The 26,035-nt window shown below is 54.9% G+C and carries 24 protein-coding genes; 9 read left to right on the top strand and 15 right to left on the bottom strand.

Translation table 11 applies throughout. The annotated features are described in order from the left end of the window. Positions 1-203: 203 nt before the first annotated feature. From FJ695_RS06605 to FJ695_RS06550, 12 genes are all read right to left on the bottom strand, one after another. A complete protein-coding gene (locus FJ695_RS06605) occupies positions 204-626 on the bottom strand; it encodes a hypothetical protein (RefSeq protein ID WP_209010945.1) in 423 nt (140 codons plus the stop codon). Between the two features lie 76 nt (positions 627-702). After that, positions 703-1,815 (bottom strand): 3-isopropylmalate dehydrogenase, encoded by a 1,113-nt coding sequence (gene leuB / locus FJ695_RS06600; protein ID WP_141184700.1) that lies wholly within the window; start codon positions 1,813-1,815, stop codon positions 703-705. 135 nt (positions 1,816-1,950) lie between these two features. Continuing rightward, a complete protein-coding gene (locus FJ695_RS06595) occupies positions 1,951-3,774 on the bottom strand; it encodes a GGDEF domain-containing protein (protein ID WP_141184699.1) in 1,824 nt (607 codons plus the stop codon). A gap of 256 nt (positions 3,775-4,030) precedes the next feature. After that, positions 4,031-4,792, bottom strand: a complete 762-nt coding sequence (locus FJ695_RS06590) for a sulfite exporter TauE/SafE family protein (protein ID WP_141184698.1) — start codon at positions 4,790-4,792, stop codon at positions 4,031-4,033. Positions 4,793-4,796: 4 nt separating this feature from the next. Further along, on the bottom strand, positions 4,797-5,591 hold the full coding sequence (locus tag FJ695_RS06585) for a helix-turn-helix domain-containing protein (protein WP_141184697.1): 795 nt from the start codon (positions 5,589-5,591) through the stop codon (positions 4,797-4,799). Between the two features lie 134 nt (positions 5,592-5,725). Beyond that, complete coding sequence (locus FJ695_RS06580; protein WP_168206285.1) at positions 5,726-6,493, bottom strand: ABC transporter substrate-binding protein; 768 nt, start codon at positions 6,491-6,493, stop codon at positions 5,726-5,728. Between the two features lie 429 nt (positions 6,494-6,922). Continuing rightward, positions 6,923-8,095: a M20 aminoacylase family protein gene (locus tag FJ695_RS06575; RefSeq protein WP_141184695.1), complete on the bottom strand. Its 1,173-nt coding sequence runs from the start codon at positions 8,093-8,095 to the stop codon at positions 6,923-6,925. Between the two features lie 142 nt (positions 8,096-8,237). Continuing rightward, positions 8,238-8,903: a methyltransferase gene (locus tag FJ695_RS06570; RefSeq protein ID WP_141184694.1), complete on the bottom strand. Its 666-nt coding sequence runs from the start codon at positions 8,901-8,903 to the stop codon at positions 8,238-8,240. Between the two features lie 21 nt (positions 8,904-8,924). After that, positions 8,925-9,350 (bottom strand): EVE domain-containing protein, encoded by a 426-nt coding sequence (locus FJ695_RS06565; protein ID WP_141184693.1) that lies wholly within the window; start codon positions 9,348-9,350, stop codon positions 8,925-8,927. Then, a complete protein-coding gene (locus tag FJ695_RS06560) occupies positions 9,351-9,641 on the bottom strand; it encodes a YciI-like protein (protein WP_141184692.1) in 291 nt (96 codons plus the stop codon). Positions 9,642-9,745: 104 nt separating this feature from the next. Further along, positions 9,746-11,167, bottom strand: coding sequence for an HlyD family type I secretion periplasmic adaptor subunit (locus FJ695_RS06555; RefSeq protein WP_141184691.1), 1,422 nt, complete (start codon positions 11,165-11,167; stop codon positions 9,746-9,748). Continuing rightward, positions 11,164-13,056 (bottom strand): type I secretion system permease/ATPase, encoded by a 1,893-nt coding sequence (locus FJ695_RS06550; RefSeq protein WP_168206284.1) that lies wholly within the window; start codon positions 13,054-13,056, stop codon positions 11,164-11,166. Before FJ695_RS06550 ends, FJ695_RS06555 begins: the two co-directional genes overlap by 4 nt. Before the next feature lie 212 nt (positions 13,057-13,268). Here FJ695_RS06550 and FJ695_RS06545 point away from each other — a divergent pair, with 212 nt between their 5' ends. The 9 genes from FJ695_RS06545 to FJ695_RS06510 all read left to right on the top strand — a co-directional run bounded on the left by FJ695_RS06545 (position 13,269) and on the right by FJ695_RS06510 (position 24,220). Continuing rightward, positions 13,269-16,505 (top strand): DUF642 domain-containing protein, encoded by a 3,237-nt coding sequence (locus tag FJ695_RS06545; protein WP_141184689.1) that lies wholly within the window; start codon positions 13,269-13,271, stop codon positions 16,503-16,505. A 136-nt stretch (positions 16,506-16,641) separates the two neighbouring features. Beyond that, positions 16,642-17,532: a hypothetical protein gene (locus FJ695_RS06540; RefSeq protein WP_141184688.1), complete on the top strand. Its 891-nt coding sequence runs from the start codon at positions 16,642-16,644 to the stop codon at positions 17,530-17,532. Between the two features lie 191 nt (positions 17,533-17,723). Continuing rightward, a complete protein-coding gene (locus tag FJ695_RS06535; RefSeq protein ID WP_141184687.1) occupies positions 17,724-18,923 on the top strand; it encodes a multidrug effflux MFS transporter in 1,200 nt (399 codons plus the stop codon). A 270-nt stretch (positions 18,924-19,193) separates the two neighbouring features. Further along, entirely contained in the window at positions 19,194-20,333 is a 1,140-nt protein-coding gene (locus FJ695_RS06530; RefSeq protein ID WP_141184686.1) for a Xaa-Pro peptidase family protein, read from the top strand. Between the two features lie 14 nt (positions 20,334-20,347). Further along, entirely contained in the window at positions 20,348-21,088 is a 741-nt protein-coding gene (locus FJ695_RS06525; protein WP_141184685.1) for an aspartate/glutamate racemase family protein, read from the top strand. Positions 21,089-21,218: 130 nt separating this feature from the next. Then, complete coding sequence (locus tag FJ695_RS27965) at positions 21,219-21,356, top strand: hypothetical protein (protein ID WP_168206283.1); 138 nt, start codon at positions 21,219-21,221, stop codon at positions 21,354-21,356. Between the two features lie 110 nt (positions 21,357-21,466). Further along, complete coding sequence (locus FJ695_RS06520) at positions 21,467-22,501, top strand: aspartate-semialdehyde dehydrogenase (protein WP_141184684.1); 1,035 nt, start codon at positions 21,467-21,469, stop codon at positions 22,499-22,501. Between the two features lie 77 nt (positions 22,502-22,578). Continuing rightward, positions 22,579-23,319, top strand: coding sequence for a TenA family protein (locus tag FJ695_RS06515; RefSeq protein WP_141184683.1), 741 nt, complete (start codon positions 22,579-22,581; stop codon positions 23,317-23,319). 7 nt (positions 23,320-23,326) lie between these two features. Then, entirely contained in the window at positions 23,327-24,220 is an 894-nt protein-coding gene (locus tag FJ695_RS06510; RefSeq protein WP_141184682.1) for a DMT family transporter, read from the top strand. Here the strand turns inward: FJ695_RS06510 and FJ695_RS06505 are convergent. From FJ695_RS06505 to FJ695_RS06495, 3 genes are all read right to left on the bottom strand, one after another. Next, positions 24,217-24,738, bottom strand: coding sequence for a DinB family protein (locus FJ695_RS06505; protein WP_141184681.1), 522 nt, complete (start codon positions 24,736-24,738; stop codon positions 24,217-24,219). The genes FJ695_RS06510 and FJ695_RS06505 overlap by 4 nt on opposite strands. A 207-nt stretch (positions 24,739-24,945) precedes the next feature. Next, entirely contained in the window at positions 24,946-25,605 is a 660-nt protein-coding gene (locus tag FJ695_RS06500; protein WP_141184680.1) for a carbonic anhydrase, read from the bottom strand. A gap of 117 nt (positions 25,606-25,722) precedes the next feature. Further along, the gene (locus FJ695_RS06495) at positions 25,723-26,034 is read right to left on the bottom strand and encodes a P-II family nitrogen regulator (protein ID WP_141184679.1); all 312 of its coding nucleotides are present in this window, start codon (positions 26,032-26,034) and stop codon (positions 25,723-25,725) included. Position 26,035 lies beyond the last annotated feature (1 nt).

Raw genomic sequence — 26,035 nt, 5'->3', positions numbered from 1 at the left:
GCGGTTAATGCACCTTTAAATTTTAGGTTGCATCGCCTGTTTTTTAGGCACTATTGTAAATTTTCCGCATTACGTTACGTAACTTACCCGTGGTTTTATCGTCAGGAATTGCAATAGCATAAAAATAATCTATGCAGATTTTCCGCTCACCGTACGTGGTTTACCGGACCAAGACGTTTTCTCGACGAGTGATTCCAGTGTCATTACTGCGCGCGATGATAAACGGAAATGTTTTTGAAACTCGCGACATCTACCAAGTGAACCGTTTGAGTCACGGTCAGCGTTTGCCCATCATCAGACAGTTCGCGCTCAGCTTTCATAATCGTCAACCCACCGCGCCGGGCTTCAGACACCAGGTTGCGGTCGTTTTGAAAAACCAGCCGCATGGCATCAACGAGCCCGCTTTTTCCAAGCTTCACTTCCGGCCCATCCGGCATAGCCTCAAAGCTGTCGTTGGTGACTTCGCCGTCTGCCGAAACCTGGTTCATGGTGAAGATGGCCATACCAAAATTGTCTTCGATCTTGAGCGTCGCGCTCTTGGGCGGATCCCCCTGTTCAAAATCGCATTCTGCCGCGTCCAGGATCCAGGTGCCGAGAAAGGGTGCGATTTTGTCTTCGGTCATCATCTCATCAGGTCACAAAAAAGAGAAAGCTGCCACCGGGATACCCGGTGACAGCCTTAGGTGCAAACATGGAATTGGCTTAACCGTTCAATGCGTCCAATTCTGCAACGATGGCATCACCCATTTCGGAGGTCGAAACCGTCGCTTCACCGCTAGCTGCAATGTCCTTGGTACGCAGACCTTTCTCCAAAGCGTTGGCGATCGCCTTGTCCAGCATGTCGGCAGCTGCCACTTCCTCAAAGGAATAACGCAAGGCCATGCCAAAGGAGGCAATCATGGCAATCGGGTTGGCAGCGCCCGTCCCGGCGATGTCCGGAGCAGACCCGTGTACAGGCTCATAGAGCGCCTTCCGCTTGCCGGTCTTGGCATCCGGAGCGCCCAAAGACGCAGACGGCAACATGCCGAGCGAACCGGTCAGCATGGCCGCAACATCCGACAACATATCGCCAAAGAGGTTGTCAGTGACAATAACGTCGAACTGCTTCGGCCAACGCACGAGCTGCATGCCGCCGGCATCGGCCAGCATGTGTTCCAGCTCAACATCCTTGTAGCCAGCGCCGTGCGTTTGGGTAACTACTTCGTTCCACAGAACACCGGACTTCATCACGTTCCGTTTTTCCATGGACGTGACTTTGTTGTTCCGGGTGCGGGCCAGTTCAAAGGCCACCTTGGAGATGCGCTCGATCTCGTAGGTATCATAAACCTGGGTGTCGACGCCGCGCTTCTGGCCATTGCCGAGATCGGTGATTTCCTTCGGTTCACCGAAGTAAACACCGCCGGTCAGCTCACGCACGATCAGGATATCGAGGCCTTCGATGACATCTTTCTTCAAGGACGACGCATCAGCAAGCGCCGGATAACAGATCGCTGGGCGCAGGTTGGCAAAGAGCTCCATGTCTTTACGCAGGCGCAAGAGACCTGCTTCCGGACGGACCTCGTAAGGAACGTCGTCCCATTTGGGACCGCCGACCGCACCGAAGATCACAGCATCTGCAGCCATGGCTTTTGCCATGTCGTCTTCAGAAATCGACTGGCCGTGCGCGTCATACGCAGATCCACCGACAAGACCGTCTTCGGTTTCAAAGGCCATGCCACCCTTGGCGTTGAACCAGGAGATGACCTTTTTCACCTCGACCATGATTTCCGGGCCAATGCCGTCACCCGGCAGAAGCAGAAGTTTTTGAGACCCCATGTGGCGTACCATCCCGCACTTTATTGAAACTGATGCGCTGGGTTAGCGTGCCAAGGCCAATCTGGCAAGGCAAAGGCTGTTGCGAAGAACTCAAGCGAGACCTGCAGAAAGGTCAAGATCCTATGGGCAGCCCCATTATAACACGCTGGGTGACACCAGTTGGCCGAGGGTTGCTTCCGCAATCCCGCTTTCACAGCCCTTGGCTTCACTTTTCAAGCTTGCGATCTGACGGCCCAGGATGTCCTTTCTGTCAACACTGAGCCCCACAGGAAGATGCAAGATCGCGGCCGAGCAGCGCAACAGCGGGAACTTTCGGGCGACACCGTGCCGGTCCTGGGCTTCAATATAGCCTTTCAGCCGGTCACTCGGATCATAAAGGCTTTCCGCTTGATGGCGGAAGGCGTCCTGTAGATCGCCGATCATGTTCTTCATATCAGCAGTTGTCCGTCCACGCGCACCTATGAAAAAATCATCCCCGCCAATGTGACCAGCAAAAACGTCTTCGCTGGTCGCAAGGCGTTTCAGGAGTTCTGAAAACAGCAGCAACGCCCGGTCTCCGACGGTAAATCCATAGGCATCATTGAACGGTTTGAAATTGTCGAAATCCAAATAGCAAAACGACCTCTCGACTTCCGGGCTTTGCGCATCATTTTGAACATATTGAATGATCGACGCATTGCCCGGCATTTTGGTCAGCGGATTTTGGTTTTCCGCCGCCCGCATCCGCACCTCGTTTGAGATCTTCAACAGGGAGGTGGTCGTCAGAAACCCGCAATATTTGCCGTTGCGGGTGATGATGATGCCGCCAGCTTCGTCATCCTCATCAGCAACCATTTCAACGAGCTGGTCGAGCGGTGTGTTGAAATTGGCGATCGGACACCGGTGCGTAAAAGCGCCCAGACTGTTGCTCATCACCGGATTGAGCAAAAGATCCCGCCCAAAGGGCATATAGACAAAAGTTTTGATGTCTTTTTCGCGGATCAGGCCGCGCGGTTCGCCACTTGCATTGATCACCGGAATGAACGGATTGGCCCGACCGGCACGCAACAGATTAAGCACCTCTTCCATTCGGGCTCTGTCCTGCAGCGGCACCAGCGGTTTAATCTCCCGGTTCACAAGTTCCATATCATCACGGGGGGCGAGCACAGGCCGTTTGGCTGCAGAAGAAACAACAGGGTAGCGGGCTTCCGCTTCTTCCAGATCCTGAAACGGCCGGGCAACAAGATAGCCCTGGATCAGGTCGCAGCCGATATCCTTGCATGTCGCCAATTCCTGCGCGGTTTCCACTCCCTCAGCGACAACGCGCATACCCAGGACATGGGCCACGTCCACGACCGTTCTAACCATCAATTTCTTGCGGGCATCACTGTTGATAGTTTGAACGAAAAACCGGTCAATCTTGAGGATATCCGGCTCAATGTCATAGAGAGACTTCAGCTGCGAATACCCGCGGCCGTAATCGTCGATCGCAAAACCAAACCCAAGATCCCGACCGAGTTTGGTGAATTCCGCCAGACGGCCGTTGTCGCCAATTTCCCCGGCTTCACAGACCTCCAGGACGATCTGGGACGCCGCCAAGTTGACGCCATCAAGCAAAAGGCCGGTTTCTTCATAAAGATAGCCGTCTGTCTCCAACAACCGAGCGTCAACGTTCAAAAACAGTTTTGCTTTACCCCGGTTCGGTAAGGACACGAATTTCGTGACCGCCTTCTTCCGAAGGAGGCATTCCAGTTCGACGAGAACACCTGCGTCTTCGGCAAAATCAAATACTTCAACCGGCGTTTGAAAACCCATCTGACCAACATTGCGCAGCAGAGCTTCATAGCCGTAGCTGTCACCCGAATGAGCATCAACAATTGGCTGAAAGGCATAGTCCAGGAGAGTTTCAGCACTCTCTAAAAACGCATGCGGGCTTGGAAAGCCTTTGAGGAAAGTCGCAAGTACCGGCTGTGCCGTCATCAGTCTTAGGCCTTGTATTTCAAGGGATTTCTGACCTGACTGTATGTATGTTGCCGCACAATTTTATGTAACTTAGGTGACGAAATTTCTTGATGGTTATCAACGCGTTAAAACAAAAGAAAAGCGTTGTCTTTCAGATATTTACCGCTGTTAAAATTGACATGACTTTGTCATGCGCCCTCACCACAAGGCAATAATGCAGTTTTCCGCCGCCTTCTCCGTTAATGCTTTGACCTGAGTTACGAGAATTACAGCTTCACAAAAGTCCGCTTGCCTGCAGAAACAGATTGGCAGCCAGAAGAGTCATCACCAGGCGAAAACCCTTTTTGAAGACATCTTCATTCATGCGGCCAAGAAGATGGCTGCCGGTCAATGTGCCGAGAAATCCGCTTGCAATCATCAAGACAATCAACCCAGCCCAAGGCGCAAAAGCAAAACCGAGAATGCCAAAAGCGATGATCTTGAAGACATGCATCATCATGGAGGTGATCGCCTGATTGGCGACAAACTGGTGCCGGGTCAGGCCTAAGGTCGACAAGACCGACCCACCGATTGGTCCAGCAGCACCAAAAAACATGGACAAAAAGGTCGAAGCGAATCCGGCAACGGCCATGGCCCGCTTGCGCATATGAGCCAGCTTCGGCGCCCGTCCCCAGACAACCCATAGAACAAAGACAGCAATGCCAGCTTTAAGAATAGCCGCAGGCAACTGAACCGCAATTGCTCCGCCAAGGCCTGCCCCCAAGACCGCGCCACACGCAAACCACACAGCGATTAGCCAATCCACATGTTTGATCTGGACCAGCGCCCTACCGGCATTTGAGCCTAGTTGAACAACGCCGTGCACAGGTACCAAGGCAGCCGCTGGCATCACCATTGCCATGATCGCGATCAAAGCAATTCCGCCGCCAAGCCCGACAGCTGCCGTCAGGGCGGACGTAAAGAAACTGCAGAAAATCAAGAACAAGCTCGCAATCAGGGGAAGATCCTGAGGGGCAAGGGCCGAAAGAATATTCATCGGATTAAGACCAGCGCGAATTGGCGTAGCTCAGAGCTTCGCGAACATCCAGTTGCCGGGTGGAATTGCCACTGCGCACGTAAAAAATGGAGGACTTGCCCTCTTCCAAATAGACCGCTCTCGGCGCAGGTCGAATGATGATCATGGCAACGTCTTTGGCGTCGACGTCGGCAAACACCGTGTGAATATAGGGGCAAAGATCACCCCCGAGATTCTTCGAAACAATATCATTGACCGTGCGCTCAAAGGCATCGTGGTCCGGGCTGCGCAGGGTAGACAGGTCGTTCGTCAGGCCGAGCGGTTTGCCATCATCATTGACACCGACCAGCAAGTGCCCGCCATTGGCGTTGAAAAAGCCAGCAATCGTCTTGGCGATAACCTTCTCCAAACCGCGGTTGACCCGGTTTTCCTTGATGTCCCAGCGCAGTGATGACTTGAACTCAACGCGTTCCGTTTCGCCTTGGCCCATCAGTTGCGGAATAAGGGCCGTTTGTTCCTCCCGCAAAGAGTTATAGGCTTCGCTGGTGCGCATATAGTTGCGGGTGAAGATGCCGAAGGCCAGGCCAACCACCGCTCCCACCAGTGTATAGGCGATGGCGACATCCACATGTCGTGGCAACAGAATCAGCCAGAGCCGGGCTCGCAAAAATTCGATGAGCAAGGGGGCCGTTTCAGAAAACCGGGACAACTCCCACCAAATCACCACCAAATTTAAAGGATGAATGACCAGCACGCCAACGACAGCGCCGACAAGGACATAAATCGCAATGAGAGGCAGTGTAACTGGAGGAAATGACATAATACCAAGCCTAAAAACGCAGCGAAGAGCCCGGTTAGCTTTAGTGCAATTCTATTGAGATGTGGAGAGCTTCAATAGCAAAGACCTTCGGGTTTGGTTCTTTTGTTCAGACAATCCTGAACTCCAAGATGGCATCACCCGCCGAACCGGTTTCCATCGTCATCGCCGCTCGTCAGAAAAAGGCCACGATCTCTTGAAAACGAGAATGGGACTTCCAGAATCCCGGACCATTTTTGTGCAAGCTGCATCAAGAGGTCTGTTTTCTGGAGCGTTTCAAACGCGTCTTTCAAAACCGCAATCTGCTCAGCGCTCGTCCCTTTCGACAAGAGTAAGTAACTTGAGGCCTCACTGATGAGGAAAGTTTCTTGAAGATCGCTGCGTCGAACACCGGATTCCCGCAAGATCTGGGACAACTCCAAATCCGAGGAAATCCAGCCGTCCACCCGTTTGGCCTGGAGCATTCTCAGTCCAGCTTCAAGGGAGTCAGTTTCTTCGATAAAGATACCGTTTTTGGCCAACAGGGCGGGCCGCCAGCTTCCCCGCAAACCGGCAATTCGCAGTTTATGATCTGCAATGCTCTCCAGACTGTCGAAGTCTCGTGATTTTTCAGACAGCATGTAGATGCCATGCCGCCGGGTGACCATTGGCCCGACAAACTCAAACCCAAGAGCAACACGCTCCGGCGTTCGCCCACCTGTAAAAAGAGCGATGTTCGGCTGTGTTTTCGCCAAGAGATACCCGCGAGACCAAGGCATCACTTCAATCTCAGTTTCGATACCGGCAATTTTCTGCAAGGCTCTGACAATATCGGTCGATGTGCCGGTCAGCCGACCTTGTTCGTCCAGGTAATTGGTTGGGGGTTCAACGGTGGTGATGATCCGCAGGTCGTCTGCCGCTGCCACCGGAAGCCCGATGCTAAAGATCATCCAAAAGGTAAAAATGCAAAAACAAAACCGCCAAACCTGGCGGCCAAAAACATAGCCCCAAATTTTGGACTTCAAGTCCATTTCATTGCCTATTTAAACAGGTAATTTCTCTCAGATACTCAGATATAGAGATTAAAAATATCATTATTAAACGTGTTTGACGGCAGCTTCGATCTGCAACCTTCGAAGCACTCACCAAATTGATTTCTGAAACTTATTTCAAATCGCGCCGCGTCTTAATGCAAGCATCAGCTGGTGTTAAAATCTTAAGTTCAATCGAATTCCAGACCGTGCCAGCACAACAGTTAGCGGCAACTGTTTGAGATCAAAAGAATCTCATTGCGAACTGCACCATCGGACAAAAAGAAAACGCCGGTGGGAACCGGCGTTTTTCAAAGCGTTACATCAAGCCGCGCGCGGCATTGCTGTCTCTACCAGTTTCACCCAGTAGGAGCATCCCACCGGAATGAGTTCATCATTGAAGTCGTAGGCAGGGTGGTGCAGGCCAGCACTGTCACCATTGCCAGCAAAGATGAAAGCGCCCGGCCGCTCTTCCAGCATGAAAGAAAAGTCTTCACCGCCCATCATCGGGTCGATGGCACGGTTGACCTTGCCTTCACCTGCAATGGTTTCCGCAATCTGCGCGGCAAAGTCAGTTTGCTCATCATGGTTAGCCGTGACCGGATAGCCGCGAATGAACTCCAAATCCGCATTGGCATCGAAAGCCTCAGCAGTGGCTCGAACGATCTTGGTCATCCGCTCTTCTGCCAGGTCCCGCATTTCCGGACTCAGCGTGCGCACCGTACCGCGCAAGGTGACTTCCTGCGGGATCACGTTAAACGCGTTACCGCCATTGAAAACGGTGACCGAAACCACGACAGAATCGAGCGGATTGGCATTGCGGCTGGCGATGGTCTGCAGTGCGCTGACCATCTTCGCGCCCGTAACAATCGGGTCAATGGTTTCGTGCGGCTTAGCAGCGTGACCGCCCCGGCCAGTGATCTTGATGCGGAACTCATCCGTTGCCGCCATAATCGGGCCCTTACGGATGGCAAATTCGCCGACCGGCATGCCCGGGAAATTGTGCATGCCATAAACTTCCTCGATGCCCCAGCGGGTCATCAGGCCATCATCGATCATTGCTTTTGCACCAGCACCGCCTTCTTCGGCCGGCTGGAAGATCACCACAACGGTGCCGTCGAAGTTGCGGGTCTCAGCGAGATATTTCGCTGCCCCCAGCAACATCGCCGTATGACCATCATGACCACAGGCGTGCATTTTGCCTGGCACCTTGGAGGCATATTCCTTGCCGGTGATTTCTTCGATCGGCAGCGCATCCATGTCCGCGCGCAGGCCAATCGTTTTGCCGGAACCGCCGTTCTTGCCCTTGATCACACCGACAACACCGGTCTTACCAATACCGCTCACAACTTCATCCAGGCCGAAGCTTTCCAGAAGCTCAGTAACTTTGCCTGCGGTGCGGACCGTCTCGTAGAGAATTTCCGGATTTTCGTGAATATCGCGGCGCCAGGCGGTGATCTCATCAGCCAGATCAGCAAGGCGATTAACGATGGGCATGAAGAACTCCTTGGACACATCTGTTTGGGATAAATCTTCCGCTACGTCATGACTTTAGACAGATGCGGAAGCGAATTTCGGATGATGGAAAATGTCATAACTGCAGGCGGTTTGGCAAGGATAGCCACGGAGATGCCGTCAATTAGGATGGTTTTTCCGCTATCCGGTATACGCGCGTTGACTTTATTTCATTGTCTTCAAGCTGGCCAACCACACTCACTTGATAGGATGCCAATTCAACCAGCCTTTCATGGGGAAGATAGGTGCGCCCTGGATCGCCGACATAGACGTCCAGCCCCTGGGCCAGCAGCGTGTCTATGAACCTCAAAACACGTTTGGCCATTTGCTGGTCATAAAAGACGTCACCACAGAACACGACATCAGCATCGGGAGCTGGCAAAGACGTAATGTCGCCTTCCTCGAATGTGAGGGAAACGCCATTCAATTCTGCATTGAGTTCGGCGGCTGCAATGGCAAACGGATCAACATCCACCGCATGGCAAGCCCCCGCGCCGGCCATCATGGCTGCGATACCGACAAGGCCGGACCCGCAGGCGAAATCGACCACCCGTTTGCCCGCCACCAGCTCCGGATGATCCAGAATATAGCGGGCGAGCCCCTGACCTCCCGCCCAGGCAAACGCCCAGAACGGAGGCTCAAGACCGAGTTCGCCGAGTTCTTCCTCGGTCTTTTGCCAAAGGCCCATTGCCTCGTCTGCCACATAGAGGGAAATCTCCTCTGCATGAGGCACCGGCCGGATCCGGGTTTCCGTCACGATAAATTGACGCGGGTTTTCTATGCGCGGCATGGGGTCTCCGAAAGACACATGTCAGACAGGATCGCTCAAGCCACCCATCTCACAAACGATCTTCCATTCGTCTGCCGTCACCGGCTGAACGGACAGGCGCATGGAAGTCACCAGGGACATTTTTTCAAGGCGCGGTTCCGCTTTGACCTGGGCCAGTGTTACCGGCTTGGGAATGTCGCAGACGGCTTTGAAATCAACACACTCCCAGCGCGGATCATCGGTTGTGCTGTCTGGGTGTATTTCGCTGCACACCTCGACCACACCGACCACTTCTTTGCCGATATTGGAGTGATAGAAAAACGCCCGGTCGCCGATCTCCATCGTCCGCATGTTGTTGCGGGCCTGATAGTTGCGGATGCCGTCCCACTCTTCGCCAGCATCACCCTTGGCTTTCTGCTGTTCCCAGGACCATTTGTCCGGCTCGGATTTAATCAACCAGTACTGCACTTATGCCGTCTCCGGATTCTTCACCACCCAGTTCCACGGGCGGATTTCAACGCTCTCGAACAATCCGGCCTTGGCGTAGGGATCTTCCTCGGAAATCGCAAGGGCTTCATCCCGATTGGAAGCTTCAATCACCACCAGCGACCCGGTCATGTTGCCATCGTCGTCCAAAAACGGACCGGCCGCTTTCAGGCCATCACCCATGGCTTTCAAAAAGGCAATGTGATCGTCCCGATTGTCGAGACGGGCTTGGAGTGCACCTGGCTTGTCGGTGCAGATCAGCGCAAAGAGCATATGTGGGATCCCAATTTGTCAGTCCGGGCTGAACCTAGGGCGCTCCTTGCGCAAACTCAATGGCTGCGAAGCACATCAAGCCAACGAATTTCCGGCAGACAAGATTACCGCTCTCGGAACGCACGCAGGAAACTGTCTGTGACCGGCTGAAGGAGATAACCAAAGAAGCTACGGCTGCCTGTTTGGATATACACCTCAGTAAGCATGCCAGGCTGGACGGTGATGCTCTTCCGGTCAGCGGTCTCCTTCAGGGAAATCAATACTTCAAAATAGGGTTCGCCCGTCAGTTCATCCAGTTTGGAATCCGCAGCCGCATAGGTGACGGCACCTGGCAAGGGATCCACCTGACCCCGCTTGAATGCTGTGATGACAACTTCCGTTTCCTGGCCAACCTTAATCGCGCCGATGTCTTGCGGCGACACGCGAGCTTCCACCACAACATCTCCGGAGACCGGTACGATTTCGCCGAAGGATTTGCCGCCTTCAATAACACCGCCGACCGTGTTGGCCTCGAATTTGACCAGAATTCCTTTTGCCGGGGCACGGACAACGGTCTGGTTCAGGGCAATCCGTGCCGCATCGATTTCTTTTTGAACGGCTGCCAAATCAGCAAAGACGGCGGACAATTCCTCAGCGTTTTCCGCGTTCTTACGGGCAATTAGCGTTGCCAGGGAATCTTCTGTTTCCGCAATTTGCGCCGTCATCGTCCCAGCACGTGCCTTGAGGGCGGCAAGCTGGCTGGTGTCTTCCATGACACCCGCGCGTTTTTCATTGAACCGTGTCTGGGAAATATACCCTTCCGCCACCAGCGGCTCCATTTTGGCCAAATCACCTTCAAGCAACGCGAGTTTTTGAGTTTTTGCGGCAATCTGATTGTTCAGACCGGTGAGTTCGTCCGCCTGGCCGGCCCGGCGGTTCCGCAAAGCGGACACTTCACTTTCCGATTGCCGCAAGCTGGCGTCAAAAGCGGCGAGCTGCTCATCCAAAATTGGATAGCGTCCCTCTATGCCAAGCGGGATCCTCACTTTTGCGGCAAGGTCTTTGGAAACGCCGCGCAAGGCCGCAACATCTATCTCCGCTGTTTGATATCCAGTATCGCCGGCAATTCTGAGAGCGGCCAAGCGCTGTTCCTGAGCTTGAAGTAAAGCCTGGCGGGCCTCCAGTTTGGCCAAATGCGCACGAGCCGCAGATGGATCGATGCGCACAATCGGATCACCTTCAAACAGATGATCTCCGTTGGCCGCCAAGATCTCTTCAACAACCCCGCCTGCGGCATGCTGCAAAAGCTGGTTGCGGCCTTTGGAGATTAACGTACCAGGTGCCACAACGGCCGAGCTGAGCGGGAAAAACAGTCCCCAAACGAGAAACACCGCGCACGCGATCCCAACCCAGCGTGTGCCGGAGGCAATGATATCGCGGTCTCCGGTTTTGACGCTCGCTCGCCAACCCAAACCAACTGTCGATTGGGCCTCTTCTGGAGCAAACAGCATCCCGCCGAGGGCATGAAATTGCTTGTAGAAACTCACGCCGCCCCTCTTTCCCGCTGTTCAGAAACAATGTCCGGTGAAGCATATTTCCGAGTACCTGGAACCGGACGGCTCTCTCTATCTATAGAACCGGTCGGCTTTATAGGTTTTGCCTGGCGCTGCTCAGCAAATGCTTTGGCAGTTTCTGCCGAGGTATTTTGATCGACCGCTGGTACAGGTGGCATCTGCCTTTGAACCGGGGCTTGCGGCCGTGGCTGAGTAGCAGGCACTTCAGGCGTCCGGACTGAGGCCGACCCGGTGGTGTTGGCTGCGGCCGGCCGGGGATTGTGCGCCTCATTCACATGCATGGCAGCACAGCGACCGTCTTTCAGCACCATGATCCGGTCCGCCAACTGATTGATGCCGCCACGTTGACTGATGGCGATGATGGTCACCCCCTCACCCTTCAGCCTTTTCAAAATTCCGATCAACCGCTCTTCGCCTGCCTGATCCAGATGAGCGTTGGGTTCATCCAGCACCAAGAGAGCCGGCTGGGTGTAGATCGCCCTGGCGAGCGCAATCCGCTGGATCTGCCCGCCGGACAACCGGATCTGACCGTCGCCAATCTGGCTTTGATAACCGTCCGGCAGGCTGTTGATGAGGTCATGAACCCCAGTCAGCTGAGCCGCTTCGACAACCCCGGCCTCATCAGGTGTTACGGCCATTCGGGCAATATTCTCTGCGATGGATGCTGGAAAGAGCTGTAAGTCCTGGCCGAGATAGCCGACACTGTCGCCCCATTGGCCATCCGGCCAATTCCTGCGGTCACAGCCATCAAGCAATACCCGGCCGCTTTCCGGAGGCAGTGCCCCGGAGATGATGCGGGCCAGAGTTGACTTGCCAGCCCCTGACGGGCCGACAACCCCAAGAAACTCTCCTGGTTTCAATTCAAATGTAATATTCTCCAAAAGAATGGATTCGCCTGCGGTTGCAGTGACCTCTTCAAGGCGCAGGCTACCCTTTGGCGCCGGTTGTTCGAGGGGCGCGGCAGTGGAACCGGACTGTTTCAAAAACCCGGCAATGTCTTCGGCAGACCGGACCGCCCGATTGATGTTGTCCCAGCCACCGATCACCTGCTCGATCGGCTGCAAAGCCCGGCCGGAAATCATCGAAGCCGCAAAGATCAAACCGCCGGACATATCGCCGCCGAGCACCAGAAACGCGCCCCAGGCCATGATCGAGATTTGCAGGATCTGGCGGGCCGCCCGGCTTGCCCCATGAAACTTCGCGCTGATTTCGGTCGATTGTTCCTGCGCATTCAAGGACGCCCCGGTCATATGCCCCCAGCGCTCCACCAAAGATGGCATCAAGCCCATGGCCTTGATGTCTTCGCTGCGGGATATGATTGTGCTGGCAAAGTTGACCGATTGCGAATTGGCGCCGGCCGATGTCCGCTGATTGGTATCGTTGACCCTCTTATTAAGAAGCGCAATCGACACTAATACGGCTGCTCCTGCAAAGGTGATCAGACCGATTTGCGTGTGAATGGCAAAAAGAAGCATGAGAAACAGCGGCGCGAAGGGCAAATCGTAAAGACCAATGTACGCTTTGCTGCCAATGAACTGTTTGACCGTATTGAAATGGCGGAGCATTTCATTTGCCCGGGTCTTGTCAGTACAGTTGGCACAGGCTTGAAACAGTGGCTCAGCGCGCTCAACGACATAAGCTGCAGCCAGGCGTTGTGCCAAACGGTTGCGAAGGGCCTCACAAACACCGAACATGGCCAATGCCCCGGCTGTAATCAGGGTAATATAGAAAAGGGTACTGAGACTGCCGGAGATCAGCACCCGGTCATATACCTGCATCATGTGCAAGGGAGCCGCCAGCATCAGAAGGTTGGCCAATATAGTAAACGTTAACAGCGGCTTACTAAAAACTGCTACGGGCATATAACTAATTCCTTCGCCTATCCTGCACTCTGCCTCGATATTGATAAAATTCCGTATAGCGAAAGCGAAATAATTAAGGTCACTAATAGTTAGCCTGGCATACGACTTGCAATTTTCCGTTACCAAGAAAGGCACAACGCTACGTTGTTTCATATTGAGACAATTACCAATGCCGAGTGTCTCAATTTGGATTGGAAACAGGAGATTGTCAGATGCCGGCACAAACCGATGGAACTTGGGGCAATTTGCAAGCATGGCCGATCATTGGAATTCATTCCGTTGTCATGGATGACGGACGGGTTCTGACTTTTGGCACCGACAACAAGGGCATGCAGGGCGGTCAATTTATCTACGACATCTACAACCCGGTGACCGGCGAGCACGAAACGCTGACCAACACCACGACAACCGACATTTTCTGTTCGGCGGCCATGATTATTCCGGGAGAAGACAAGATCCTGATCGCGGGCGGCGATGGCCGGCCGGACGGCAAGCCCAACACCGGCGTCAACGACGTCAACATCCTGGACATGAAAACCGGCGAATTATATGCCGCTCCGGATGGCGACATGGTCAATCAGCGCTGGTATCCGACCATGGTGTCCCTGGACAACGGCCAGATGATCATGCTCGGCGGCAGCGATTCAGCCGGGCGCCATATGGCAACACCGGAAATCTACACCTATGGCGAAGGCTGGAAGCCATTGACCGGTGCAACGGATGCCAATCTGGGCGTTTCCGGGCATTATCCGCGCGCCTTTTTGGATACGGACGGTAAGGTTGTTTACTTCGCCACTGGCGGCGGCGGCAACGGCCAGATCGAAGTCATGTCGCTGGATCCGTCAGGAAACGGTTCGGTCACTCAGATCGGCACCCTCCCCTTTTACGCAGCCTGGGACAATCCTGCCGTCCAATACGATTCCGGCAAGATCCTCATTCAGGACACCGGCAGCGGCCTGTGGAGCATGGATATCTCGGGCGGCGGTGTGTCCTTCGAGAAAGTTGGAGACATGGGGGCCGAGCGGAACTGGTCAAACATGACCACGCTGGCCGACGGCACGGTTCTCATCAACGGCGGGTCCGCACGGGGCAACACAGAGGCAGCTGCAAACCATACGGCCATGATCTGGGATCCAAAAGACAACTCCCTGACAACAACGGTCGATGAAGCATCTTCCCGCCTCTACCACTCCACGTCTGTTCTTTTGAACGATGGGACTATCCTGTCTGCAGGGGGCGGAGCTGCCGGTTTTGCTGAGAAAAACTACCTCGACGCTCAGGCTTACAAACCGTCTTATCTGTATGACGACAACGGCAATCTCGCCGACCGTCCGGTCGTTGAAATCGCGCCTTCTGAGGTTCATGCCGGCAGCGCCTACAACATCCGCGTTGATGACGGCGCCGATGTCGCGCGCATCACCATGGTCAAAAACGGCGCGTCGACGCACGCCTTCAACATGGGTACTGGTTTTGTTGAAGTTCCGTTCAAAGCAGGTTCCGGCGACAACATCACCGTTTACACCCCAACAGTGGAACAGGGCCTGTCGTCTGGCAGCTGGATGATGTTTGTCTGGGACAAGAACGGTGTGCCGTCCATTGCGCCCAACATTGACGTTCAGCCATCCAATGTTCCCCTGGCAGAAGACCCAGAAAACATTCTGGTCAACGGCAGCTTCGAAGTCCCGAACCCGACCGACAAGATGACAACGGTCAATCAGATGGAAGGCTGGACCAGCAGCAACGGCCGCTTTGAAATTCATGGCGACAAGAACATAGATGCGAATGCCACACACGGTCATACGGCACTGGGCCTTGATGGCGCATCCGGCGCGGTTTCCCAGACCGTCGATACTGTCCGGGGCCAGACCTATGACCTGTCTTTCACCTATGAAACCGAAGCCATGGGCGCCAACATCTGGAAGATTGGCCTGGAAGTTCTTTGGAACGATGAGATCATTGCCACGCTCAAGCCCGATAATGGGGATGTTGGCTCCTATGACTTCAAAGTCGTCGGAACAGGCGGCGATGACAAGCTGACGTTCCAAGCAACTAAAGACACCAATTTGCTGCTCGGCGGTCTGGTGGACAATGTGGTCTTGAAATCCGATGGAACCGATCCGGTTCCAATGCCGGACCCGGTCGATCCCGATCCAGTCGACCCAGACCCGGTCGATCCGGATCCGGTTGATCCCGACCCGGTCGACCCGGATCCCGTAGATCCGGCAAACCTTTTGACCAATGGCAGCTTTGAAACCTCAGAAGAGGTCACAAACTGGGAGACACACAGCTCCCTGACCGGCTGGCAATCGAGCCGCAACAATTTCGAATTGTGGCAGGACGGCTACGAAGGCATTGCAGCCACGGACGGAAAAACCGCTCTTGAGATCGATTCTGAACGCGGCGTGATTTCGCAATCGGTCGCCACACAGGAAAACAAGACCTACGACCTGACCTTCGACTATGAAGTGCGCACCGGCCACAGTGACCGGGCCGGTATGGACATTCTGTGGAATGGATCTGTCGTTCAGACGGTAAAACCGGGCCACTCGGACCCGGGCAGCTACAGCGTCACGGTTGTCGGCACAGGCGGCAATGACGAACTCTCCTTCCGGGCCTCTGACGGAACGCATCCGTCCATCGGCGGGCTTCTGGACAATGTCGTACTGAAGGAGGGCGCTTCTGCGCCAGTCGATCCCGACCCAGTAGACCCAGACCCGGTAGATCCCGACCCGGTAGACCCAGATCCGGTAGACCCAGATCCGGTTGATCCAGACCCGGTAGATCCAACAAATCCGGTGAACGAAGTCAATGACATTGCCACTGAAACCCAATGGGTCACTGGCACAGCCGACAAGGATGTCTTTGTGATCAATGGACAATCCAAGGACTACGGCTGGGGTCCGACCGAGGACGGCACCGGGACTGTGGTTTGGGGCCCGACCGGCTTCGACATCTTGAAAGATTTCGAAGAAATCCGGTTTGACGATCTTTCCGTCCCGCTGACATCCGAAGACGGCAGCTACCAGGATGTTGCCGGGGTGACCCAGTATCTGACCGGAACCACGGACAATGACCGGTTTGTGATTGACGGCAAAGCCTCTGATTTTGGCTGGGGGCCGACCAACGACGGAACTGGCGTTGTTGTCTGGGGTGCCTCCGGCTTTGACATTCTCCACGGCTTTGAAAGTCTTGAGTTTTCAGACATGAGCGTGCCGCTGACAACCGGTAGCGGGCAGGTTCAGGATATCGCTGGAGTGACCCAATATCTCACCGGCACCGAAGGCCAGGACAGCTTCAAGATCGACGGCAACGCTGCTGATTACAATTGGGGCGCCACCGAGGACGGCGCAGGTGTCGTCGTATGGTCCGGAAACGACTTCGACATTCTTTATGATTTCGAAGAACTGGCCTTCAACGACCAATCCGTTGCCATTGATCAACTCGCCTAACCACTCAGTTTCCGGGCGGGTGTTACTCCGCCCGGAACACCCCACTAAATTGTTCATCGGCGTGCGTCTTAAAAGACGGTGAGGACACGCCTTCTTTGTCCCGGCCTATTCAGGCTGATCCTTGGGATGTTAAAAAATGTCTGATCAAACCCGCCATATTCTGAAATCTGCGCGTGTGCCGCTGGCTCTCTGCGGTGTCCTCGCCGCCGTCAACATCTACCTGTTCTCCAGCGGGGCTTACGTCGACATTCAAGCGCTCCTGGAGGCGATCTGTTTCCCATCCATGGAGACCCTTCAGCTGCGCGGCGCTTTGGGGTTTTCAGGCGAGGTGATGACCGCCAGCCCGCATCCGGAGCCCGGCTCTTCCAATCATCTGCAAGACATGGTCGCCATGTGGACGCCAGACCTCAGCTGGGCGTCGGCCTATGTGGATCTCATCCGGCTTGCGCATCTGGCCGGTGTTGCAATCGGGCTCGGAACCGTCGTTTCTGCCGCCCTGTCGGTCCGTCAGATGATAACAAAGGGCATGAGCCGGCAACTCCTGGAGTTTGTCGACAAATCACATCGCCAGATCGCTTGCGCCATTGCCATTCTCTGGATTTCCGGACTTGCTTTGATTGGAGTGCGCACCAATTTCGATCCAAGTGCGTTCTCTCCAAAACTCGTCACCAAGCTGGCCGTCGTCACGATCCTGACGATAGATGCGGTTTTGATGCGACAGCTGGTGGCCCCGCTGCTTAAGGAATACGCCGGCCGGCCGCTGGCGGCCTTGGCCTTACCGCAAAAGTTGCTGATTGCAAATTGTGCCGCGCTGTCCGGCGCCAGCTGGCTCTATGCCCTGATGCTCGGCGCGTCATCCATTCTCAAAACGGCTCAGGCACCCCTTTTGGTGTCCATTGGTCTGGCTGTTTATGGCGGCGCTTATCTCATTGCTATCGGGTTTTCCATGGCATTGCACAGATCAAAACCAGTCACCCTATTCAGATATTCAGTGCCTTTGCGCTATCATAATATTTTTCAGCAGTAGCACTTTGGCCTTAGGTTTGACTTGGTCAACCCAGCTGCGCTTGCAAGGCCACTTCCGCTAGCGGTGGCCTTGAACTCAAGAGCTTCAATCCCGACCTAGTGTGAAAAGCCACTCGACAATCTGAAGGATAAAGTGTTTTGTGTTCGTCCCGGCCATCGCCTTCCTGCCGGGCGCTTTGAGATTGGATTTTCATGTCTATCGGATTTGTTCGCTCGGCCATTGTGCTGGGCCTTTTGGCCGTTGTCGGCCCATTCGCTATCGACCTTTATCTTCCGGCCATGCCGCAGATTGTGGCAGACCTGAATACCGACGATGTCGCCGTGCAGCTGACCTTTTCGGTTTATTTTGCCGCCTTCGGCGTCGCACAACTGCTTTATGGGCCGCTCGCCGACCGGTTCGGTCGCCGGCCACCGGTGTTTTTGGGTCTGGTCATCTACATTATCGGCTCGCTGATGTGCGCCTGGGCGGGCGATATTTCCGACCTTACTTTAGGCCGGTTTGTCCAAGCCATCGGCGCGGCAGCCCCGATGGTCGTCGTGCGCGCCGTGATCCGGGATCTTCACACTGGCACGGAAGCCACGAGGCTCATGGCCCTTGTCATGCTGGTGTTCAGCATTTCGCCGTTGCTCGCTCCGCTTGCCGGTAGCGGGATCATTGCCTTCGGCAGTTGGCGGCTGATTTTCATGATCTTGGGGCTTCTGGCGTTTGCGTCGATGGTTATGGTCTTTTTCCAGCTCCCTGAGACACTGGCGCCTGAACGCAGAACACCGATCAATGCCGCTGCCATGCTGCGCAGTGCAATCTATTTGTGCAAAGATTTCAAGTTTATGGGCCTGACCTTGATCAGCGGTTTTTCCCTGGCGAGTTTCTTTGTTTTCATCGCTTCCGCACCGCTGGTCTATATGACCCAATACGCACTCACACCGACCGAGTTCAGCCTCGTGTTTGCCTTTGGCGCGACCGGCTTTTTTGTGTCGTCACAATTCGCCGCGCCACTCGGAGAACGGTTTGGCATGGCGCCTGTCGCATTGACAGGTGTCGCCGGATTTGCCGCGGGAACCTGCACCCTGTTCCTACTGGTCTGGAATGGCATTGATCATCTGTACGTATTGATGACGCTGTTGTTCATCGCCAACGCGTTTCTGGGCCAGGTCATCGCCCCGACCATGGTCATGGCGTTAGAGGACCATGGGGAACATGCCGGCATGGCCTCCTCATTGGGCGGAACCCTGCAAATGGTTGCCGGCGGCATCATGATTTTCATTTGCAGCCCGTTTTTCGACCGCTCAGCCCTGCCGATGGTCGGTGCGATTGCACTGTGTGCTGTGTTTGCTCTGGTCCTTGCACTGGCAACACTCCGGCCCACCCGCCGGAGCAAAGCCGCAGCTTAAGTCGCACTTTTTGGAAGCGCAATATCCATAACGCTGCACACCTGCCCTATCAGGCCGCTTATAGCGACGTTGCGCTTCCAGAAGACAAATGGAGGCTTTACTCAAGCCGCCAGATTTCGCTTGTCATTCCCTCAAAGACCTGATGACTTGCCTCCTTGAATTGATGCGTGCCGCGCATGACTGCTTGCAGCGGCACCGGCATTCCTGTGACTTCAAACTGTTCTTTCTAAGATGGTTTCAAGTGATGGTTTGCGAATCGAAAGGCCAGGAATGTCAGAAGCGGATTTTCCGGAACAGGAATTTGAAGACCGGACTGAGCGCGCCCAGCGCCTGATGCATGCGCAAAAGCTCGATGCGCTCCTGTTCACCACAGAAGCAGAAGTCCGTTATTTCACTGGCTTCCGGACACTTTTCTGGCAAAGTCCGGCCCGGCCCTGGTTCTGCGTCCTGCCTAAGTCCGGCAAACCCTTCGCAGTGATCCCGCAAATCGGTGCCCATCTGATGGCCAGCACCTGGCTGGACGACATCCGGACCTTTGCCGCCCCGCATCCAACCGACGAAGGCGTCAGTCTTTTAAGCGCGGCGCTCAAGCCGTTTAAAACCATCGGCATGCCGATGGGCCGGGAAAGTTCCCTGCGCATGCCGCTTGTTGATTTTGATGTCGTGAAAGCAAATTTGCCGGGCGCGGTATTTCTGAACACTTCAGATCTTGTCCAACAAATACGCCACATCAAATCGGAAGCGGAGATTGCGATCCACCGCGAGATTTGCCAGATCGCCTCGCGAAGCTTCGAAAATAACCAGGCACTCTTTCATGAAGGCCAGAGCCTGAAAGAGGCCTTCCGCAAGTTCAAGATCGATCTGCTGGAACGCGGCGCCGATGATGTGCCCTATCTGGTCGGCGGGGCCGGTCAGGGTGGCTATGGCGATGTGATTTCACCACCCACAGATACGCCGCTTCGTGCAGGTGATGTCCTGATGCTGGATACCGGCTCGGTCAAAAACGGTTATTTCTGCGACTTCGACCGGAATTTTGCGATTGGCCATGCGAGTGATGATGTCAAGAACGCCCATCGGAAACTGGTTGAATCGGTTCAAGCCGCAGCTCGCATCGCCCGCCCCGGAAAAACCTGCGCGGATCTCTTCAAAGCCATGACCGATGTTCTGGGCCAATCTGACGGCGACGTCGGCCGCATGGGCCACGGGCTAGGCATCCAGCTGACCGAAACCCCATCACTCACCAGTTTCGATCAAACGGTTTTGCAGGAAAACATGGTAATTACCCTGGAACCGGGCATTGATCTCGGCGGCGGCAAGATGATGGTACACGAAGAAAACATCGTCATCCGGGATGGTGCGCCGGAATACCTGAGCACCCCGGCGGATCCGGACATTCCGGTCATTCAATAACAAGAGCGTACGACATGGATCTCAATTTCCAAACAGACAACGGCCTTGCGCATAAAGCTGCTCTTGGGCTGATCGTTCTGCAAGCCGATGAGACCATCGAAAATGAGTTCCGGCCGTTGTTTGATCAAGACGGCGTGACGCTCAATCACACCCGCATTGAAAGCGATCCGGAAGTCACGCCAGAAACTTTGATGCGGATGAAAGCGCAGCTGACGGGAACCGCAGCCCTTCTGCCAAATGCCCGCGATCTGGATGTTATTGGATACGCTTGCACATCGGCGTCAACCGTCATCGGGTCAGGGGAAGTTTCCAAAGCCGTTCAAAAAGCTCATCCAACCGCCAAAGTAACCAACCCGGCGGCGGCTGTGCTGGCCGCGCTTGAGCACTTGAACGCAAAAAAAATCGGGGTGGTCACACCCTATATCGCCGAAGTTTCCGAAGCAGTTGTTTCTCTGCTTAAAGACAATGGTCTTACGGTTGTGAACCTGGGCTCGTTTGGTCAATCAGAAGAAGCCGTCGTGGCCCGTATTTCCCCGGCCTCGGTTGAAGAGGCCATTTGCTCGGTCGGCAGTGCCCCGGAAATCGATGCCGTGTTCGCCTCTTGCACCAATCTGCGCACCTTCCCGGTGATTGAAGCCTGCGAAGCAAAACTTGGAAAACCAGTTATCAGTTCCAACTCTGCGCTCGCTTGGCACATGATGACGTTGGCAGGCCTTCCAGCGAAGGGCCAGGGGCCGGGGCGTTTGTTCGATTAACGCAAAATTCGCCGCCTTTGCGCAACAGTGTGAAAACCAATGCGCCGATCAAGGCGCTTTGCATATTGACTTCCGCCAGTTTCCGGGCAAAAACACCGCCGTCTCGAGTTTTGTCGATTGTGAGCACCTGATGACCCGGCTGAAAGCCGACATTCTGGATATGATGTCTGAAGCCCTTGCCAGCGCAACCTTTCTGCGCGGCGGGACGAAGACGGCTGCCACAACCACATTCAAACACACGACAAAGACAACCAAGACCACCGCTTAAGGTGCCGCTCATCCTGCCTCCCCGGGGATGGGAGGCGCCAGGAGCCAGCCATGCCCTGAAAGATCCGGGCAGCTGGTGAAGCGGGGAGACGGACAAGGACAAGTCGAAAAATGGGTTTCAAGATCGCAATCGCTGGAGCGACCGGCAATGTTGGCCGGGAGATGCTCGACATTCTCGCAGAACGTGGCTTTCCGGCAGACGAAGTCGTTGCATTGGCGTCCCGCCGCTCGCAGGGCACCGATATTTCCTTTGGCGACAAAACGCTGAAGGTTCAGGCGATGGAGAATTACGACTTCTCCGACACCGATATTTGTTTGATGTCCGCTGGTGGCTCCATCTCCAAAGAATGGTCTCCGAGAATCGGCGCAAAAGGCTGTGTTGTCATCGATAACTCTTCCGCATGGCGCTACGATGCGGACGTGCCGCTGATCGTTCCGGAAGTGAATGCCGACGCCATCACCGGCTTTACCAAAAAGAACATCATCGCCAATCCAAACTGCTCAACCGCGCAGCTGGTTGTCGCGCTGAAGCCGCTGCATGAAGCCGCCAAAATCAAGCGCATCGTCGTCTCCACCTACCAGTCGGTGTCCGGTGGCGGCAAGGAAGCGATGGAAGAGCTGTTCAACCAGACCCGCGCTGTCTTCGTGAACGATCCGATCGAACCGGAAAAATTCACCAAACGCATCGCGTTCAACGTCATTCCGCACATCGATGTCTTCATGGAAGACGGCTACACCAAGGAAGAATGGAAGGTGCTCGCCGAAACCAAGAAGATGTTGGATCCGGCCATCAAGGTGACCTGTACCGCCGTCCGTGTGCCGGTCTTCATCGGTCACTCAGAAAGCGTCAACATCGAGTTCGAAAACGAGATCACAGCAGAAGAAGCCCGCAACATCTTGCGCGAAGCGCCAGGGTGCCTGGTGATTGACAAGCAGGAAGACGGTGGCTACATCACCCCTTATGAATCGGCCGGTGAAGATGCGACCTACATTTCCCGCATCCGCGAAGATGCGACCATCGAAAACGGCCTCAATATGTGGGTTGTGTCCGACAACTTGCGCAAAGGCGCGGCACTCAACACGGTTCAGATCGCCGAAGTTCTGGTCAACCGCGGCCTGATCACACCGAAAAAAGCTGCTGCCTAAAGCACTTATGCGGGCGCCATCCGGCGCCCGTTTTTTCTTCTCTTCCCAGATATCATTGAGACAAGGAGCCCGGCGCCATGCCCGAGGCTTTTTCCGGTTCTTTTCAAGACTTCCAAGCCGTAACACCAAATGCTCGCTTCTCCGACTGGCTGGCAGCTAGAGCCGAGCCCTATTGGAGCGAGGCAACCGACCATGCGTTCACCCACGCGATCGGTGACGGTTCCGTGCCGGATGAGGCTTATGTCCGATACCTGATCGAAGACTATACCTTCATCACAGATCTCGCCTCTACACTGGGATATCTGGTCGCAAAAGCACCAACAATGCGCTCCAAATCTCGGCTCTCCGGGTTTCTGGCGTTGCTGACATCGGAAGAAAACGACTATTTTCTTCGGTCGTTTGAGGCTCTAGGCTTTCCGGCAGCAACTTATGAAACGGCAGCTCAAGGACCGGTTACACGGGCTTTCGCAGATCTGCTGCTGACCTCTTCCGGCAAAGGCACCTATGCCGAAGGCCTTGCCTGCCTGCTTTGTGCAGAATGGTGTTACCTGACTTGGGGTTTGCGCGAAGCGGGGCAGCCGCGTCCAGAAAAATTCTATCTGGCCGAATGGATCGATCTGCACGCCGTTGAGGGCTTTGAAAGTTTCGTCAATTGGATCCGCGAGGAAATGGATGCCGTTGGCGCTGCGCTGCCGCCGGCTCAACAGGAAAGTCTCGCAAAGATCTTCTCCAAGATGAGTGCGCTGGAAGTTGCATTTTTTGAGACAGCCTGGACCGGAGAAGCCTGTCTGCCGGAAGTGAACCCAGAAAAGGTCTGATCCTCTCATGTTCGTCTACGAGGCAGCGGCCCTTGGAGCTGCAACGCTTTGGGCCCTCACAGGCCTGATTTCTGCAGGCCCGGCTCAGCATTTGGGCGCCATTGCCTTCAATTGTACCCGCATGGCGCTTGTTGCGGTGATGCTTGTCATCTGGGTCGCCGTGACGACAGGGTGGAGCTCAATTGCCGGTGAACATGTGATGCCGCTGATCCTTTCAGGTGTGATCGGCATCTTCATGGGAGACACAGCGCTTTTTCTAACGCTGAACCGGATGGGTCCCCGCCGGACCGCAATGCTGTTTTCCCTGAATGCGCCAATGTCCGCTGTACTCGGCTGGCTGTTTTTGGAAGAACATCTGTCAGGCACACAGATTATCGGGATCTTGATCACCTTTACGGGTGTCCTGCTCGCCATCCGCTTCGGCAAGCGCAAATCCCAGCTGCACAAATGGGAAAGCATCCGGGGGCCGCTTTGGGCCGGCGTTTTGCTAGGACTGGCCGCAGCCTTGTCTCAGTCGGTCGGCTCACTGATTGCCCGGCCGGTCATGGAAACCGGCGCGGATCCAGTCGCCGCTTCCAGCTTGCGGGTCGGGATGGCCGCCCTCTGCCTTCTAGCCCTGACACGGTTGCCGGTCTCCTGGGTCAAACCGGCTGGCCGTTTTACACCATCCATCGTCGGCATCATTGCCGTTTCCGGATTTCTGGGCATGGGTCTCGGCATGACGCTGATCTTGTTCGCGCTTTCCGGTGGCGAAGTCGGCATCATCGCAACCCTGTCGGCCACAACACCTGCCGTGATGCTGCCGATGCTCTGGTGGCGCACGAAGGAAGTGCCAGCACTTGGCGCCTGGGCCGGGGCCGCGCTGGTGGTTATCGGCAGCGCACTGCTGTTTGCAAGTTAGCCGGAAACATCCTGTTGCAACAGATCCGGCATGAAGGGCAGGTCGGTCTTGCCGATGTCAATCCCCGCCTGCATATAGAGCGTCGACAGCTGGCCCCGGTGATGGGTCTGATGGTTGAACATATGGGTCAGGCATAACCAGCGCGGCCGCGTCCGGGTCTTGCCGTCGCTGCGGCTGGTCCATTCCAGAGAGCCATCCAGCCATTCACAGGTCAGATCATCTGCGAAATCTTCAATGTCACCGCACATGGCCCGGTGTGCAGCCTTCAACGCACCATAGTCTTCATAAAGGTCAACGCCGATTTTTTCGACATAATAGTCGCGACCAGTGAAATGGCGCATCCATGCCCGATCGCCGAAAAGCAAGTGATTGAGGGTCGAATGCACCGACTTAAAAAATGCGCCGCAGTCTTCCTTGCGCGCCGTATCGCTCATCTGATCGGCGGCCACATAGGCCTTGTCTGTCATCCAAGTATTATACTTCGCAAGGCGCTGATAGAGCGCCGGATCAATAGACATGAATCGTTCCAATCAAATTATCGAAGCCAAAGACCATGTGTCTTCAAAACACCAGGCCACCCGGGCTTTTTCCCAGTGAGAGCTAAAAACAGGTCAGAATTGTGAAATTCTTTTGGCAAGTCGAGACTATCGGCCTGCCGTTTGAACACGATGTACCGCCGTAGAAGGCAGATCGGCCTTCAACTGATTTGCCTTTTAGGCCTCAGATTAGCTATCAGACAACACAGCGTCCGGCGCGGCTGATGCAAACCGTTCCGTCTCTGAATTCATCACCCGCAGCTCACCGGAGCCGATGTCGAACCAGGCACCATGTAGGTCGAGCGTTCCGGACTGAACAGCCTCTTCAATAAACGGGAAAGTCACCAGATTTTTCAAAGACTGGCGGATCCCGGCATATTCCATCGCAAGCTGCGGATCGTCCGACTTGTCGACTGGCATACAGGCCATTGAAATGGCCGCAGGTTCCAGAAGCTTGATCCAACGTCCGATGAACTCGCCGGTCGCCATCGGATCATTAGCATTCTCGCGGAAAGCCTTCACACCACCGCACTGGCCATGGCCCATGACGACGATGTGCTTGACCTTTAGGCCCTTCACCGCAAATTCGATGGCTGCGCTGGTGCCATGCTGACCTTCTGTGTCTTCATAAGGTGGTACAAGATTGGCGACGTTCCGCACAACGAACAATTCGCCAGGCCCAACGTTGAAGATGCCTTCCGGCGTGACGCGGCTATCACAACAGGAAATAACCATGACATCCGGCTTCTGACCATAAACGGCCAGCCGCTCATGGGTTTCTTTCACACGGACAAAGCCCTTGTTCAAATACCGGCCATAACCATCCAATAAGTGTGAAGGAAACGTCACTGCACTACTCCTGTTGTCGTGGCACTTTTCCGCGCCAGGAATTTGGAGACGTGTCTTACATTTGTTTCTTGAAAAGCACAATTACGCTGAAAGGCCGATTTTCAGCGGTAGTTGTATTTAAAAACGTTCGGCCCTTAACACCTGACAGTCGGTTACACTGACCACACCAATGTGCCTTTCAACCACTTCAAAGGCGCTTTCCAGCAATTCATCAAGGCGTTCCGGGCGGATGATACACGTGATCGCGACCATCCCCCCGGCACGCGAGACTTGCCCTTCCCGGCTCCAGCGGCCGGAGCGGCCGCTGCCGCCAAGCACCGGCAAAATCGTGTAGCCGGTAACTCCCGCTCTTTCGATGGCATCGGTCAGGCGGCTTTCCATCGGGGCTTCGATAATGATTTCCACCCGTTTCGCTGGGTTCATCTCCATT

The sequence above is a fragment of the Labrenzia sp. PHM005 genome (assembly GCF_006517275.1).
Classification (GTDB): Bacteria; Pseudomonadota; Alphaproteobacteria; order Rhizobiales; family Stappiaceae; genus Roseibium.
Note: the sequence above shows the minus strand (reverse complement) of the source record. Positions and strands in the feature narration are given on the sequence as shown.

Bases quoted from the DNA above. Each gene is read 5' to 3' on its own strand.
- leuB (WP_141184700.1), bottom strand. From the start codon at position 1,815: ATGGGGTCTCAAAAACTTCTGCTTCTGCCGGGTGACGGCATTGGCCCG.
- FJ695_RS06560 (WP_141184692.1), bottom strand. From the start codon at position 9,641: ATGCTCTTTGCGCTGATCTGCACCGACAAGCCAGGTGCACTCCAAGCC.
- FJ695_RS06510 (WP_141184682.1), top strand. From the start codon at position 23,327: ATGTTCGTCTACGAGGCAGCGGCCCTTGGAGCTGCAACGCTTTGGGCC.
- FJ695_RS06545 (WP_141184689.1), top strand. From the start codon at position 13,269: ATGCCGGCACAAACCGATGGAACTTGGGGCAATTTGCAAGCATGGCCG.
- FJ695_RS06520 (WP_141184684.1), top strand. From the start codon at position 21,467: ATGGGTTTCAAGATCGCAATCGCTGGAGCGACCGGCAATGTTGGCCGG.
- FJ695_RS06590 (WP_141184698.1), bottom strand. From the start codon at position 4,792: ATGAATATTCTTTCGGCCCTTGCCCCTCAGGATCTTCCCCTGATTGCG.
- FJ695_RS06505 (WP_141184681.1), bottom strand. From the start codon at position 24,738: ATGTCTATTGATCCGGCGCTCTATCAGCGCCTTGCGAAGTATAATACT.
- FJ695_RS06585 (WP_141184697.1), bottom strand. From the start codon at position 5,591: ATGTCATTTCCTCCAGTTACACTGCCTCTCATTGCGATTTATGTCCTT.
- FJ695_RS27965 (WP_168206283.1), top strand. From the start codon at position 21,219: ATGACCCGGCTGAAAGCCGACATTCTGGATATGATGTCTGAAGCCCTT.
- FJ695_RS06550 (WP_168206284.1), bottom strand. From the start codon at position 13,056: ATGCCCGTAGCAGTTTTTAGTAAGCCGCTGTTAACGTTTACTATATTG.
- FJ695_RS06495 (WP_141184679.1), bottom strand. From the start codon at position 26,034: ATGGAGATGAACCCAGCGAAACGGGTGGAAATCATTATCGAAGCCCCG.
- FJ695_RS06540 (WP_141184688.1), top strand. From the start codon at position 16,642: ATGTCTGATCAAACCCGCCATATTCTGAAATCTGCGCGTGTGCCGCTG.
- FJ695_RS06530 (WP_141184686.1), top strand. From the start codon at position 19,194: ATGTCAGAAGCGGATTTTCCGGAACAGGAATTTGAAGACCGGACTGAG.
- FJ695_RS06570 (WP_141184694.1), bottom strand. From the start codon at position 8,903: ATGCCGCGCATAGAAAACCCGCGTCAATTTATCGTGACGGAAACCCGG.
- FJ695_RS06525 (WP_141184685.1), top strand. From the start codon at position 20,348: ATGGATCTCAATTTCCAAACAGACAACGGCCTTGCGCATAAAGCTGCT.
- FJ695_RS06535 (WP_141184687.1), top strand. From the start codon at position 17,724: ATGTCTATCGGATTTGTTCGCTCGGCCATTGTGCTGGGCCTTTTGGCC.
- FJ695_RS06515 (WP_141184683.1), top strand. From the start codon at position 22,579: ATGCCCGAGGCTTTTTCCGGTTCTTTTCAAGACTTCCAAGCCGTAACA.
- FJ695_RS06575 (WP_141184695.1), bottom strand. From the start codon at position 8,095: ATGCCCATCGTTAATCGCCTTGCTGATCTGGCTGATGAGATCACCGCC.
- FJ695_RS06595 (WP_141184699.1), bottom strand. From the start codon at position 3,774: ATGACGGCACAGCCGGTACTTGCGACTTTCCTCAAAGGCTTTCCAAGC.
- FJ695_RS06605 (WP_209010945.1), bottom strand. From the start codon at position 626: ATGATGACCGAAGACAAAATCGCACCCTTTCTCGGCACCTGGATCCTG.